The organism is Bacteroidota bacterium (assembly GCA_026391695.1).
Taxonomy (GTDB): Bacteria; Bacteroidota; Bacteroidia; order Bacteroidales; family JAGONC01; genus JAPLDP01.
The window spans coordinates 1-15,746 of sequence record JAPLDP010000068.1 but is presented as its reverse complement, the minus strand read 5'-3'; the positions used below and the strand labels follow the sequence as shown (position 1 = coordinate 15,746).

The 15,746-nt window shown below is 37.9% G+C and carries 11 protein-coding genes and 1 pseudogene; 3 read left to right on the top strand and 9 right to left on the bottom strand.

All coding sequences use genetic code 11. From position 1 onward, the window contains the following. The 9 genes from NT175_09015 to NT175_08975 form a co-directional block, all read right to left on the bottom strand. Positions 1-348 carry an aspartate 1-decarboxylase gene (locus NT175_09015; GenBank protein MCX6234843.1) on the bottom strand — a complete coding sequence of 116 codons (348 nt, stop codon included), beginning with the start codon at positions 346-348 and terminating at the stop codon, positions 1-3. Positions 349-360: 12 nt separating this feature from the next. Further along, on the bottom strand, positions 361-1,206 hold the full coding sequence (panC, locus tag NT175_09010) for a pantoate--beta-alanine ligase (GenBank protein ID MCX6234842.1): 846 nt from the start codon (positions 1,204-1,206) through the stop codon (positions 361-363). 22 nt (positions 1,207-1,228) lie between these two features. Further along, the gene (locus NT175_09005; GenBank protein ID MCX6234841.1) at positions 1,229-1,753 is read right to left on the bottom strand and encodes a thioredoxin; all 525 of its coding nucleotides are present in this window, start codon (positions 1,751-1,753) and stop codon (positions 1,229-1,231) included. A 158-nt stretch (positions 1,754-1,911) separates the two neighbouring features. Then, positions 1,912-2,220 (bottom strand): hypothetical protein, encoded by a 309-nt coding sequence (locus NT175_09000; protein ID MCX6234840.1) that lies wholly within the window; start codon positions 2,218-2,220, stop codon positions 1,912-1,914. Positions 2,221-3,172: 952 nt separating this feature from the next. Next, positions 3,173-4,249: an aminoglycoside phosphotransferase family protein gene (locus tag NT175_08995; protein ID MCX6234839.1), complete on the bottom strand. Its 1,077-nt coding sequence runs from the start codon at positions 4,247-4,249 to the stop codon at positions 3,173-3,175. Then, positions 4,249-5,157, bottom strand: coding sequence for a sugar phosphate nucleotidyltransferase (locus NT175_08990; GenBank protein ID MCX6234838.1), 909 nt, complete (start codon positions 5,155-5,157; stop codon positions 4,249-4,251). Before NT175_08990 ends, NT175_08995 begins: the two co-directional genes overlap by 1 nt. Before the next feature lie 3 nt (positions 5,158-5,160). Beyond that, complete coding sequence (locus NT175_08985; GenBank protein ID MCX6234837.1) at positions 5,161-6,954, bottom strand: Na+:solute symporter; 1,794 nt, start codon at positions 6,952-6,954, stop codon at positions 5,161-5,163. Positions 6,955-7,007: 53 nt separating this feature from the next. After that, positions 7,008-9,695: a chitobiase/beta-hexosaminidase C-terminal domain-containing protein gene (locus tag NT175_08980; protein MCX6234836.1), complete on the bottom strand. Its 2,688-nt coding sequence runs from the start codon at positions 9,693-9,695 to the stop codon at positions 7,008-7,010. Positions 9,696-10,332: 637 nt separating this feature from the next. Then, on the bottom strand, positions 10,333-11,268 hold the full coding sequence (locus tag NT175_08975) for a DUF3800 domain-containing protein (GenBank protein ID MCX6234835.1): 936 nt from the start codon (positions 11,266-11,268) through the stop codon (positions 10,333-10,335). Positions 11,269-12,415: 1,147 nt separating this feature from the next. Here NT175_08975 and NT175_08970 point away from each other — a divergent pair. The 3 genes and pseudogenes from NT175_08970 to NT175_08960 all read left to right on the top strand — a co-directional run bounded on the left by NT175_08970 (position 12,416) and on the right by NT175_08960 (position 15,605). Continuing rightward, positions 12,416-13,111: a hypothetical protein gene (locus NT175_08970; GenBank protein MCX6234834.1), complete on the top strand. Its 696-nt coding sequence runs from the start codon at positions 12,416-12,418 to the stop codon at positions 13,109-13,111. Positions 13,112-13,113: 2 nt separating this feature from the next. Continuing rightward, positions 13,114-13,632 (top strand): DUF4145 domain-containing protein, encoded by a 519-nt coding sequence (locus NT175_08965; GenBank protein MCX6234833.1) that lies wholly within the window; start codon positions 13,114-13,116, stop codon positions 13,630-13,632. A gap of 150 nt (positions 13,633-13,782) precedes the next feature. After that, positions 13,783-15,605: pseudogene (locus tag NT175_08960) on the top strand (SNF2-related protein). Positions 15,606-15,746: the final 141 nt, after the last annotated feature.

Here is a 15,746-nt window from a genome sequence, read left to right as displayed (position 1 = left end):
TCAGATTAATTTATTCCGATTATTTGGATATATGATGGTAGGAGTAAATTGCCTGGCTTCATCAAAATCCATGCTGGCATAGGAAGCTATAATTACCATATCTCCAACCATGGCTTTACGTGCCGCCGCACCGTTGATTGCAACAATTCCTGTTCCCCGTCCCTCTTTAATAATATATGTTTCCAACCGTTCTCCGTTGTTAAGATTATATACCTCTACTTTTTCATTTTCAATGAGATTCGCTGCATCCATGAGATCTTCATCAATGGCGATGCTGCCAGCATAATTCAGGTCAGCACCGGTAATAGTGGCCCGGTGTATTTTTGATTTTAAAATATCAATCCTCATAGCACTGCAAAATTACGAAAATAAAACGATATTATCTATAAGTCTGACATTACCGAGATAAACAGCTATACAGGCAATAATATTCGGGCTGTTGTCCCATTTTTCAATGGGAGTTAGAGTTTGCATCTCAACTATCGCAAAATATTCAAGCCTCATAGCCGGATATTTGTCAAACTGATTGCTGACCCAACTTTTAAGTTCTGCAACTGATTGTTTGCCTGCATTATTTTTTACGCCTTGCAGAACCTGATAAATAAATGGAGCCAATGCTCTTTCTCCAGGGGTCAGGCGAGTATTTCTTGAACTCATAGCCAGACCATCCTGTTCCCTGACTGTTGGACAGGCGACAATTTGAACAGGCTTGTCCAGTGTTTTATTCATATGCCTTACGATGGCCAGCTGCTGAAAATCTTTCTCGCCAAAATAAGCCCTATCAGGTTCAATGATTTCAAATAATTTCTTTACGACAATGGCTACTCCGTTAAAATGTCCCGGCCGGTATTGACCTTCCATCAATTTGTCGAGTTGACCAAAATCAAAAACAGTGGTCACAGGTTCAGGGTACATCTCTTCCTCAGACGGCATGAATAATAAATCACAACCATTTTTTTTGAGTTTTTCAAGGTCCGATTCAGTTTCTCTGGGATATTTTTCAAGGTCCGATTTGTTATTGAATTGTATTGGATTGACAAAAATACTGCACATCATATAATCATTTTCCCTTTTGGCTCTTTTTACCAATTCCAGATGGCCTTGGTGTAAGGCACCCATTGTGGGAACAAATCCAATTGTCATGCCCCGCTTCCGGCATAAATCAAGGGTGACTTTTGTCTCATTAATGCGTTTACTGATGATCATAGGATAGGAATTCGAATACGACCTATTTCTTTGCAGATGATTTTAAAATAATATCCAGCAAATCGTCTTCCAGGCTTATTAGAGGCGTTTCAATAATCCGGCCTATTTCGCATTTACGTTTGTAAATGATGAATGTAGGTACTTTTTCTATCTTCAGTCCGCTGATATCCATTGTACGTGCCGTTTTGGCACGATCTACACATATTAACGTCAGTTTTCTTTCTTTATATTTCAGTTGATCCATTACTTTGAAAAACCGTGGAACTTGTTCCTTGGTATCACTGCACCATGAACCCAACACCACAGTTATTTTGTATTTGTTGATGTACTTTCCAAGGGTGGCACAAATTTTAGGATTGGGATTATAATATCTATATTCAGTAGTATATGATTTGGCAAATTCCCCGGTTTGCAATCCTTCACGGGTGCAATATCCAACAAGAACTTCTTTTTGCAGTATGGAATCCATAATGATCTTATTCTTTTCCTGCGCCTCAAGAACAAAAAAAGTGGAGAAAGATAGGACCATCAAAACTATTCTTTTCATAGAAATTGATTTTAAACGAAAAGCAAAGATAGAAGAAATTCACCTGTCAGATGAACTTCAATTTCAATTGGGTAAAAAGAAAAGAGCCCTGTAATTACAGGACTCTTCTTTCCAAACTAACCTAAACTGAAACTATGAGAAAAGCGACAAGGTGTCTTCTAATGAAGCATATAATAACATTTTTTATCTATAGGTGAACATTTTACCAGGTTTTCTTCCCTGTACAATTCTTTAACGATTTTTTCAGTATCAAAAGGAATATCGTCAATATAAACTTCTTCTTCGAGAGTAAATTTATCCGCACCTGGCTTAGACATTACCTTCTTTGCGATCAGTTCAGTATTAAAAGGGATATCATCGATATAAGCTTCTTCTTCAAGGATAAAGGTCGCTGGTGGTATGTCCGAATAACTCAGGTTAACAATCATGAGGAATCCAAGAATCATTATAAGGTTGGTTGCTTTCATTTGACATGTAAATTTTTATTGTGAAATAATGTGTTTCCAAATATAGCCAATACTGTGCCATAGTATGTATTGTACTGATTTTATGTTTCTTACATAATAACATAATGTACATTTTCTGATAGGTTTGTGTCCATTTTCATACGAAAATGTACACTAGCGAACATGATCCTGGTGGTTATCAGTATCTCTTGAGGCTAAATACTATTTTGATGCGCCAGGTAAAGTAATTTGCAGAATTGAATTCGAATATATTTATTTTTTTATTGTTATGTTTTCTCGTATGTTTTAATGCGAACAGAGGTGATGTTCATTGAAAAAGAGAATTGGATTGAGAATGTTTTTCTTTTGATGTACTTTTCTTTTGCGTGTCCAAAAGAAAAGTACGAAAAGAAAAAGACAGCCTGGGTTTTCGGCGACCCACTTAGGGCTCGATTCCTAAGCCAGCCAAGCCGTTCGGTCACTTCGTTCCCTCACTTCTCCGTCTGGCTTTAACGGAATCTTCGCCCAGTGGGTACCCCGCCTGCAAACCCTAAGGCATTTTAAGGACTCCGCTCATAAAAATCACGTGAAAAAAATTGAGCACGAAGGCGTTAAAAAATTTATGCTGTTTGACCCCGATTTTAATCGGGGGAGTTCATAAATTTTAGCCTGAGTGCTCAATTTTTAGTAATTTTTATGCAGCGGTGACTTTTATTTCCTTCTTTCTTTGTGTGGCAGACAAAGAAAGAAGAAGAGAAAAATAATGAAAAAGTCTGCATCTATGAATAAAATCTTTAATTTCAGAACTACACTACTCAATCTCCAGCACATCAAAATAAGAGTTACCCTTAATATTTCGTAACTTAGTCTGAAATACCAAAATCATCTTCATATAATAAGAAGACAATGAAACGTAATCTATTATTATAGGTTTATTGCTGGAGAGCTTCAGGAAACCAGAAAAGTTATAATGTTAAGATGATTGGTATTCTTCAATACACCGGATCAATCTGAACTGTACCCTGGCTCTCTTTAAATTGTGCTCTGGGCGATGGATCTTAAAATACTTATCACCATTTAAATAGTCAGTCAGAAACCTCAGTCCGATAATAAAAGTCATATAGTTTGGTGAGAAAGGAAGCCATTTTCTTTCTTCGGGGGTAAAAAATGATTCAACTTCCTGTAAATAACTCCTGTTAAAGGCTTCATAGAATATATGATTAAAATGTACATTCTCAATATCCTCTTCATCTTCTGAAGCCGAATTGGCAAGGGTCCTGATGGCATCACCATAATCATAATGGATATATCCATGCATCACAGTATCAAGATCAATTAAACATAATGCACGTCCATCAGAATCAAACAGGATATTATTGAACTTGGTATCATTATGTGTCACTCTCACAGGTATTCCCAATGTATGTAACTCATCACTCATCTCTCTTAACTTATCGCACTGCGCTTTAACAAACGTGTATTCTTCCCTGATATTCAATAACCTGTTTAATGGATCATCCATAACAGCCTTATCAAATTCCATTTCACGTTTAAATAGATCATGGAAACCTGGAATGGTTTCATGTAAGTTGGCATCCAGGTCAGAAAGCAAAGCCTGAAATCTGCCGATAATTCTGCCTGCCTCAAAAGCCTGGTGCACATCGCTTACCTTTTGATAAGTATAACTATCATTAATATATTGATAAACTCTCCAGTAATCCGATTGAGAATCCTGATAATATAATTGACCATTATTTGCCGGGATACACATAAGTGTTTCCCTGTCGGGATTACTGCCAGGTATAGAAATCAGGCGTTTACGTATATGAGAGGTCACTATTTGGATATTTTCCATCAGAGCAGGAATGTCCCTGAAAATATGATTGTTGATCTTCTGAAGGATATAATCCGGCATCTCCTTTTGACCAGTCCTGATAAGAAATGTATCATGTATATGTCCCGAACCATAGGGTTCGCAACCTGAATAATTCCCCTTGATCAGAAAATAACTGATAATTGATGGTATTCTGTAAAGTAAGTCACTTTGCATTAGTTCCAGAGGTTTTCAGGATAACGCCCTTTTGCGACAAGATTCCTGATATTGTGAATAACCTTTTCCCTGTCTTCCTGATAGGTCATTCCAAACCATTTTTCATGACTGTCCAGGACTTTAACCTGGATTATTTCCTTACTGACAAGGTCGCCAATGACAGATGGCAATAAAAACTCAGCGCTGATGCTCCCTGCATTTATCCTGATAAATTCATTAAAGTATTTTTTGAGATAAACAAATAATAATGGTGTAAAACCCCATATATTCATCGACACAATGGTTTTTTCATCTAGTAATTTGAAATTCCCATCCTCATCCTGATACCTGATATCCTTTTTTGTTTTTGAAACATGGGTTCTTTCGACGATAGTTTTCAGATAACCATCAGCAGAAATCTGACATATTCCCCTGGAAACAAAACCATGTTCCGACAAGGTATTTTTTATGTGGTAGCCGGCAAGACAGTATGTATTTGTGTCATCCATTTGTAGACCGGAAAGAAATTTTGCGGTCATATCAAAAGAACTATAGCCATAATAATCGTCGGAATTGATAACAGCAAATGGTGTTTTTATTTTATCAGCTGCCATTAACACAGCATGCCCCGTGCCCCATGGCTTCAGGCGATCAGCAGGAACCAAGGAACCTGGAGGGATACTGGAAAGTTCCTGAAATACATAATCAAGATTGACTTTGCCTTCAAGTTTCCTCAAAACAACCTCTTTGAAATCATTTTCTATATCCCTCCGGATAATAAAAACTACCTTTTCAAATCCAGCTCTTATGGCATCGAAGACAGAATAGTCGATGATGGTTTCGCCTGATGGACCAACTCTATCCATCTGTTTCAGAGTTCCATACCTGCTACCGATACCGGCAGCCATAATCAATAATGCTGGTTTCATATATTAATCCATTTTAAGCTTCCTCCATACCCGGAACAAAAAAAATCCTGAGATTATAACGATTGCTGTTAGTATTATTGCAAGCATATATTCTTCATATATCCAGTTTCCGATTGAAAATAACATACTGTAGATGAACACGGATCCCAGCACCATGCAAAGAATTCCAATTGGCACATCCCACCCGCCTTTGTCACTTGTATCGACAGGATCATTATCTGCTCTGGCCTGTTTTACCACTTTTTTCCATCCTGGTCCTCCTGGCTGGATAAGTCGGTAAAACTTTCTAAGTGTTTTAGTATCTGCTGGTTTAGTCGTCAGAGCGACCAATATCCAGGAAAAGGATGTGACACCGACGCCCACAACCAGTTGCATTGCAGTGCTGAGTATTGGTAATCCGGTTAAGGGATGGATAAACTGAAAATATAATGCGATTACGAAGGAAACGATCATGGCCGTGATCTCGCTATATGCATTCACACGCCACCAGAACCAGCGAAGGATAAAGATAAGTCCTGTTCCTGCTCCGATCTGAAGAACGATGTTAAATGCCTGCAGTGCATTGCTTAGTAACAGGGCGAAGATTACAGTCATGATCATGAGAAATACAATAGATAGCCGTCCAACCAGAACCAGACGTTTTTCACCAGCAGCAGGGTTGATAAATCGCTTATAAAAATCGTTGACTATGTATGACGATCCCCAGTTCAGATGTGTCGAAATAGTAGACATGTAGGCTGCCAGTAAAGATGCAACAACGATGCCGATAAATCCGTTCGGTAAAAGACTTAGCATTGCCGGATAGGCAAAGTCATTTTTAACAAAATGAGGATCAGCATTAGGAAAAGCAGACTGAAGCGATGCGATGTCAGGGAATACGATGAGTGAAGCCAGAGCTACAATGATCCATGGCCAGGGTCGAAGAGCGTAATGCATTGCATTAAAAATTAATGTAGCCTTTATAGCGCCTTTTTCCGACCGGGCCGATAACATACGCTGGGCTATATAGCCTCCGCCACCCGGCTCGGAACCAGGATACCATACACTCCACCATTGAACAGCCAGAGGGAGTATTAAAAGTGTAATAAGCGCATCTCTATTCGAAAAATCAGGTAACAGGTTAAGTTTCGGCATGACAGCGACATTTGTGATCAATCCATGGATGCCATTGACCTGAGGTAACCTTACTACAATTAAAGCAGCACCAATAGCGCCTGCCATAGCAAGAAGAAACTGGAAGAAATCCGTGAATAAAACTCCTCGCAATCCACCAAGAGTGCTGTAAAGGGCAGTTATGACCAATGCGATGATCATTGTCAAGGCTGGAGGCCAGCCCATCATCACTGCCCCAATCTTAATAAGGGCCAGCGACACAAGGGCCATGATAAGGATATTAAAGAAAAAACCCAGGTATAATGCCCTGAATCCACGGACAAAAGCAGCCATTTTACCGCTGTAACGTATCTCATAAAACTCCAGGTCAGTAAGCACCTTTGAACGTCGCCATAGCTTGGCATAAATAAACACCGTCAGCATTCCGGTTAATAGGAAAGCCCACCATGCCCAGTTACCGGCAACACCATTTTGACGGACAATGTCAGTGACCAGGTTCGGTGTATCACAGGAGAATGTTGTTGCTACCATCGACACACCCAGTAACCACCAGGGCATGTTGCGTCCTGACAGAAAAAATTCGGTATAGCTTTTCCCCGATTTCTTTGAAGCTATAATACCAATAATCAACGAGAGTATGAAATAGGCAACAATTATTGACCAATCCGCAAGGTTTAGAATCATATGGATGATATTTATAAGCTGCAAGCTACAAGCTGCAAGCTTCCAGCTTGAGGCTATTCCACGGTTAATTCATCTATAAATACCCACGCTTTACCGCCCCTGCCCTTATGCCAGTCGGGACAAACACCGATGCTTTTTGCTTTTATACTTATATATTTTGCATTTACAGGTTCAAAAGAAGAAGTAAATTCCTGCCTGAAGCTGCCGCCCTTTCTTTCGGAAATAGTATCGGGTAAGTTTTTTACGATGCTGTAAGTCAAACCATCCAACGAAATAGAATATTCAACTGAAGTCGGGAGCCATATCCATACATTAATATCCTGCAGGTAACCGGAAGAAATCTTACTGATTTGTTTTTCATCACCAAGATCAATGATCAGGTCGGCATCCTGGAGGAATCCCTGCCATAGACCATCTTTGTAATTATCTGAGGCAAGTACGCCATCTACAAGTGTTATATCGCCATTGCCATCATAAAGTTTTGAACAGGAGCTGATATAGTTTACTTTCTTTCCCGTTGCCTTATTGACCAGGAAATGCTGTTCTGCAAATCCTATTTTCTGATTTTCTGAGAAAACAGCAGCCTTAAGCAATGCAGAATTACTTATGCGTATTGGCTCTGAATATAAAGGAGAATTTAAACCGGGATTTGTTGCGTCCAATGTATACCTGATGGATGCACCCTGATGGATCGTGCTTAAGTTGATCCTGATACCCTCTGTGTCCAAGCCTGGTTCCACTGTCATTTCAATGTCCGGAACGAGTTCCATCAGGTCAAACCATGCTGTTCCCTTACTGATCAATTCCAACCCCGGACACAGATGGATGTTTCCTTTCCCGGGCTGAATATCCCAGGAATTCAAAATATACTTTTCCCAATCATAGTTCAAAGTGAAGTTTCCCGATTTATTTCCCAGGGATAAAGTAAATTGCAATTGCTTATCAGGTGCCTGTTTCCTGTGAAACAACCTGTAAATAAAATTTGTCCCTTTCCAAATCGCATAATCCTGGCTTTGTTTTGCTTTTGCCCATATTGATAAGGAATAGGAACGTTTATTTTTTAAAAGCATGGGATAAAAAGAGAGGCTGACACCTTTTTCTTTTACTGGTGTGGTAAGCCGGATTGAATGGCTGCCTTGTAATGAAACACGGGAATCGGTGAAATAGGTTGCCCCTCTGTCTTTCCCGGGTTTTGCATAACATGCTGATGGGATACCGGGTACAGGACTGTTCTCAAACCCTGGATCGACAATCAAATTGTGTGGATTGACAGGCATTTTATCGGGCTCGTCAAGGATACTTAATATATATAGCCTGGTCCCAAGGCCATCAATTATATCCTCAATCCTGCCTTCTTTCACGGCAATCTTTCTATTCTCAAAAAGAACATCGGCCTTACCGGAGTAAACACTGTCAGCAATACGAATTGTAAATTGTCCGGGTTGGTTTTTTGTATTTACGGCAATGATGAGTGTCGAACCATCCTTTTCCCATGCTTTGGTCCTTATATCCCCTGACGATGAAGAAACCTCAGGTTGATCCTCAAAGGATAATAAGAAAGGTGTGAGTTCAGCCGTCTCAAGAGCAACTGTGCTGCATTCACTCCACATAATTGTGGATTTTGGAAATGCATTAAGCCCTGTCCTTATGAAATATTGAATCCCTGAAACATTATTGAGGATCGCCAGGTACGTCATTGTACGCACTTCCTGAGGTGTCGGTTCACGTGTCCACCATTCGTTGCCTCCGAAAGCCTGTGGAACGATCCAGACGGGTTTTTCAGGATAAAAATCCTTGAAAAGTGTCTTAGCCGCCTGGTCAGCTTCTGTCACAGGACCATTTGGAATGGGATATGGGTCAGCCATCACAATATCCATCACATTTTTATAAGCTTTGGCTGAAGAAGGTGTGACGAATACTATACTAACAGGATGATAGGGATCTAATTCTTTTATCAGATTATATGCTGCACGAAGTGAGTCGGCCTGAACACCCTGTCCGTCAGGTTCATCGCTGATATACCATGCCAGTAAAGCCGGATGGTCGCGGAACAATTCTATTTCTTTCCTTAATAACTTTTGTTTTTCCTGCTGTGATTTATAGGATTTCCTGCCTTCACTCTCTCCCCCGCCGCCACATACACTCAGAACATTATAATGCACTTTCATTCCAATTTCAGCACAGCGATCCATGTATGCCTTACGCTCTTTAAGGGTTTTCCTGTCAATTTTCTGATAGGGTGACATCATGTTGAATCCCTTCACATATTCTTCTTCCGGAAATGTAGGATAAACAGGTGATCCACAATAAAATCCAAAAGGGAAAAAAGGGAGGTCATCAACAATCAAACCTCCGCTGTAATGATCAATCTTTACTTCATTAGGATGTGGAGGCAGCTTAATTACAATAACATAAGCTGAATTCACCCACATATTATCCACATAAAATGAGCAAACTATCGTATCGGTACCAACCGGGAAGGCATCGAGTGGAAAATTTATTAATCCTCTGGTCTTTCCCTTTTCCACCGGAACACCTCTGACCAAATAACGGTATTTATATGCCAGGTCGATCTTTATCTCTTTATTGAGCAAATCCTCGGGGACCAAGACAAGAACCTGTCCGGCTTTTTCGGTTGTATAATAATTATACCTGGTCAGGGCTTTGAAATCTTCATAACCGGCGACAAGGCAGCTCGAAATAAATAAAGTCAGTAACAGGAACAGTAAATGTTTGATCATGGGATATATAAAAGAATTTCCTTTCTGCTAATTTAATTGACTTCAAAATTAAGCCAATTGTCATTACCAAACGACTCAAATGCCCTTTGCTTTTATAAAATGTAAATAATCTTGAGAAAAGTCATCCAACGACAAATATGGGAAGTATATTATCTGTTACGGATCATGATCTTCAGCCATTCGACCTCATTCTTCATTCGTATTTGAGTGCATTCAGGGGGTTGCGTGTTGATACCCGGAGGGTCTGAAAACTCACGGTACCCAATGCTATCAGGATGGATAGCAAGGCCGCGGCCAGGAAAAGCCCTACGGATAAACGGGTGTGATATTATTCCTGAACATAAGAAACGTTTTGATGGGGGACAGGTAAAAGACGCTTCAGATGTAATTTATTTTGTTTAGCCTGGTTAGGTCAGTGTGTTCAATGAATATTCCCCTATAAGAAATATGCTTGTTTATGGCGCATATATTGCCCATTTATCAAATTTCTGAAGAAAGATGAGGTTGATGCATTAATTGAGAAATATATATTAAAGTCATCATCAAACAAAAGAAGGTTTGAAGCTAATATTAAAAGGATGATGGGGAAAAATATCAGGGAGATATTTTTGAGGATCAATAAAAATATATAAATAATTTATTCTTCGATTTTTGAATGATGTTTACAGATAATACATTTACATGTGGGTACAGAATAATGCCTAATACCAACCACAGCATCATCTTTCCTGTCAGCCCTTTTATATATTTCTTTGAATAATTCTTCCTCACCCTTTTCAACATATCGTCTAAGTAAATAACAACATAGATCAGCTATTTGAACCATGCTTGTCAATTGAGAATTTACAAACAATGGTGTCTCAATTATGTTTTTAATTTTTGTCCATAAAGTTCCCTTTTTATGAAATTCTTTCATTAATTGCGTATGCTTTTTGGCTATTGTTTCGTTATTATCATGAATAATTAATCCATAATTTAAGATGTCTCTCTTTGGAGAACTGAGTTCTGTTTTTTGACTGGCATCCAATATTTGTAAAAAATGTTCAAATCTGGAAACAATCTGATCAAACGCTTGTTCATCAATTGATTGTTTGGCGACTGAAGGGTTCCAGTATAATTTGTCAATACATTCAGCAAACAATCTTGCGAATCCCCATTTACCAATACATGTCACAAGTTCTGTTATGTATTCCTTCCTTTCTTTTAAAGTCAAATGAATATAATCACGAGTGTGTATATAATTCTTTTTTGTTTGTTTATAAGCTTTATTATATTTAGGATTTGATTGTAATTTATGCAAATAGATATTTCTATATTTTTCAACTTCGCTTTTCCTTTGAAAATTGGGAAGTTTCTCAAAATCCTTTATTAATTCTTGCTCATGATAATTTCTTAATATCCATGAAGTATGTATCTCCGTGTTTTCTAAGCTATACTTCTTTTTAATTCTGTTAATATCGATTTCACACGTTTTCCATTTCCAAACAGGAATAGTAAATCCGGTTAATACAAAATGAGTTGAGGCGTCACTCATATCAGGAGTCCCCGCCTCATCAATGTAACAGAAATACATAAAAAGGAATTTGCAGAAATAAAAAAAGCGACTGGTGATGGGGAACATGTCCCCTCCTTGAGACGCTATGCGACTCTTTCCAGACGCACAACAAAGTTATAATAAAAATATATACGAATGCAAGTTTTAAATAAAAAAAATTTCAATCCCATTGATTATGTTTGTTTTACAAGTAAAAAATAAAGAAAATTATCAACGATTAATCAAAACAATTAAATTATTATTACTACCTTCATCTATAACATTGCCTTATTCTTTCGTATTTTGCAGATGAAATCCTAAATAGTTGGCAGTAATTTAAGAAAAGAGACAAAAATGAACGGTATGAAGGATGCACGTTCAGTTGAATCTCTTATTACTATTTATTTGCGTCTCTTGAAAAGGAAGAACTGGATATAGTAGCAGGGGCATATTATTTTTTTATTCGAAAGGGCAAATCCGGTACAGAAGCGACGCTTATCAAGGCATTGAATAAATATGGAAATGAGTATATGGCTACGACTTTTCTAAACAGTGGGAATAGTCAGTTAAAAGAAGCAGCAACAATTTAGGCAAAGGAAAATAATTATATTATTACTTTTAAACCTGGTGAGGGTGGCATTAATTGGGGAAGCAGTAACTGAATCCAATTTCCCCAAATATTTTGAGCCTACGTGAGTAAATGTATCGTTACAGGTGATACTTCAGGCGGAGTATCAGACATTGACACCAGACGAAAAACTATTACGAAGCATACTGAAACAACATCTCGATATGACGCTGGAGAAGGCGATAGAAGCATTGGACGAGCTATCGTAGAAGAACATTCTCTCTCCTATAATGTAAAATGCCCTTAGTTACCTACCATTATGCCAATACACGAATGATCTATCTCAGAGGTATTCTGATACCACTCACAGTGAGATTGTGCGTAAAACATGGGTATAGAGGAGTAAATATGGACATTTTTTGGCCAGTCGGTATAGGACTTCAAAAGGGTCATTGTGCCAGAGCAAATTTTTGTCTTCTTGTTCACAAATTATAAAAGACTACGTCATATCATTTTTCTCTGAATATTTGTACCTTTACTCCTTGACCGCAAAACGACGGGGAAGTTATTAGACGGACTCTCATTAGGCGACATTTATAAACCTAAAAATCATACATCATGACAAATGAAATTAAAATTTTTCCGAACATTCCAGTATCACACTGGATAAAACTTAGACAACAGTTTAAAAGGAGTATTCCCGGATCAGTTTCGATTAATTATCTTAGTACAGTTCTTGGAATCTCAGAAACTTCAGCAAAGGTTAATACTTTACCGACATTAAAACTTATTAACCTCGTTGATGAAAAGGGAAATACCAATCAAGAATTAGCAAAAAAATTTCGAGATGATTTACAATACAAATCTTTTTGTAAAGATTTGCTTGAAGCAAATTATCCGCTAGAAGTTAGAGATGTATTTCCTGATACTAATGTAGAAAGAGATAAAGTCAAATCTTGGTTTATGAATCACTCTGGTGTTGGAGATTCAGCAGCTCAAAGATTTGTAGCATTCTATTTTATTTTGTTAGAGGCCAACCCTAATCCTGAATCATCTGGGCTAACAACACATCCTCCTGATTCAAAAAAAATACCATCTATTGTAAAAAAGGCAGAAAAAAAAGCCGTGACAGCTAAACAAGAGAAACCAAGGGATGAAGAATCACATGAAAAAATAGAGGAAGGAAAAGGGAAAGATCATAATTTCCCTGGTTTAAATATTAATATCCAAATTCATATTTCCTCTGATGCTACACCAGACCAGATTGAGAAAATTTTTGAAGCTATGTCTAAACACATTTACAAGAATAAATAGCAATGCCAATAGATATTTTAGAAAAAGCATTAACAATAACTGCTGACATCGTTAAAGTTGCCCCTAAACACTGGTTACCTCCTTCGGAAGGAAGTCCTGCTCAAAGTGAGATGGTCATATATAAGCCTTTATATAACGGAACAAGAGGATATATTGAAAAAATTGCTAACCAAATTAATGGCTGCTATGAAAAAGGTTGGTTCGATGCCTGTGCGGTTATGATTCGAAGATTGCTTGAGACATTGATTATTGAAGTATTTGAATCGAAGAATATTGAAAATAAAATTCAAAAAGGTGGAGATTTTATTTATTTACGTGATCTGATTAATGTCATATTATCAGAAACATCTTTTAACCTTGGAAGAAATACCAAAAAGGCATTACCAAAACTTAAAGATATTGGGGATAAATCTGCACATAGTAGACGGTTTATTGCAATTCGTCAAGATATTGATGATATTAAATCAGATTTAAGAGTAGTTATTCAAGAATTATTAATATTATCCGGAATTAAAATATAAACACCACCCAATGATGTGCGCAACGCCAATGGAGAAAGGTTAACTACTCCATCTTTTTCAGACCACAAAGCAGCACTTGCAAGAGAGAGTAATTTTACTAACCTACAACAAGGATTTATGACTATATTTATATTTTGAATAACGAAAATAATGGATGACTTAATAAATAAGCTAAAACCTAACACCATCGTTAAAGGCAATCTGTTCCCGGAACAAGTTCATGTTATTATAACTATGCCATTCGGCAACTCCATTAGACTTATTGGTCGTGGTGACAGCAACCAAGTTTATGATTTAGTGATACCCGAAGACAAATTTTCGGAAATTGAATTTGTTGAGCAAGGTTCATACAATGGGGATGCTCATAAATTTAGTTAGCGGTGGAAGCTATTCGGCTAGGATTGGCATACGAATATGATCCTTTTTTCTCCCTTTCAATAGCGCGCATCGACCCATTACCGCACCAATTGGAAGCAGTTTATGAGTATTTTCTTAAACTGCCGCGAATTCGATTTTTATTAGCTGATGACCCGAGTGCAGGTAAAACTATTATGGCAGGTTTGTTAATTAAAGAACTCAAAGCACGTGGTTTGATTAATAGAATATTGATAGTTACTCCTGCAAACTTAACCTTTCAATGGCAACGTGAACTGAAAGATAAGTTCCGTGAAAACTTTAGCATTGTTAGAGGCGATGTCCTCAGAGCAAATTATGGAAGCAACCCTTGGCAAGAAATGAACCAATTGATTACATCTGTTTCATGGGTATCATTACAGGAGGATGCTAACCAAAGTTTGCTCAGGGCAACATGGGACTTAGTAATAGTGGATGAAGCTCATAAAATGAGTGCTGTTGACGAGGAACACAAAACTTATGCCTATCAGTTAGGTGAGGCTTTATCAGAAAGAACAGATCATTTTCTCTTAATGACAGCTACTCCTCACAAAGGTAATCCCGATCATTTTCAATTATTTCTTAAATTACTGGACAAAGATGTTTATGCAGATATTGCATCACTCGAAGAAGCTATTAAACAACATGAAGCACCATTCTATTTACGAAGAGTTAAAGAAGCATTAGTAACATTTCCTGATCCAGAAACCGGTATAGTAAAATCACTGTTTACTAAACGTACCGTTCAAACTATTGGTTTTAAAATTGAAGATGAAGAATGGGATTTTTACAATGAACTCACAAAGTATGTTGAAGACCAATCCATAAGGGCAGCTGCTGATAATACTGCTCGTGGCAGGGCTGTCGGTTTCATTATGGCTATGTTGCAAAGACGTTTTGCTTCCAGCTTATATGCTGTTCGCAGAAGTTTGGAAAGAATGAGAGATAGAAGGGATGAAATTCTTAGAGATCCTGATGCATATCGTCAAAAACAAATTCAAAACCGTTTACCGGAAAATTTTGAAGACTTGACTGATGAAGAACAACAAAATATTATTGAATCTTTAGAGGATGCTGTTATTACTTATGATCCTATTGAATTACGTCAGGATATCGATCGTCTGAATCGTTTGATTACTCAAGCTAAACAACTCGAATCACTGGAAATTGAGAATAAAATTGTAGAACTTAAAAAAACCCTTACTAGACAAGGTATTTTTACTGATCCTAAAATGAAATTGCTCGTATTCACAGAACATAAGGATACTTTGGACTATTTAGTAGGTGATGGTAAAGATGGTAGGCCATTAGGCAAATTGGTTGAATGGGATTTGAAAACCACACAGATACATGGTGGGATGAAAGTTGGCGACCGCAATACACCTGGATCCCGTATTTATGCCGAAAAGGAATTTAAAGAAACTGCACAAATTTTAGTAGCCACCGAAGCAGCTGGTGAAGGTATCAATTTGCAGTTTTGCTGGCTTATGATTAATTATGATATTCCTTGGAATCCAAACCGATTAGAACAACGTATGGGACGTATTCATCGATACGGTCAGGAGAAAGACTGCCTAATTTGTAAGCCTTCGGCCTGATGCATATTGACCGGTAATGCAAAATTAGTTTTATTTCCGGGCGATTTTATTTCAGATTATGCGGAAGCAGTTCCTCCAGGCGTTGGATGGATTGATCCGGGATGCGGGTGAGGACTTTGGTGA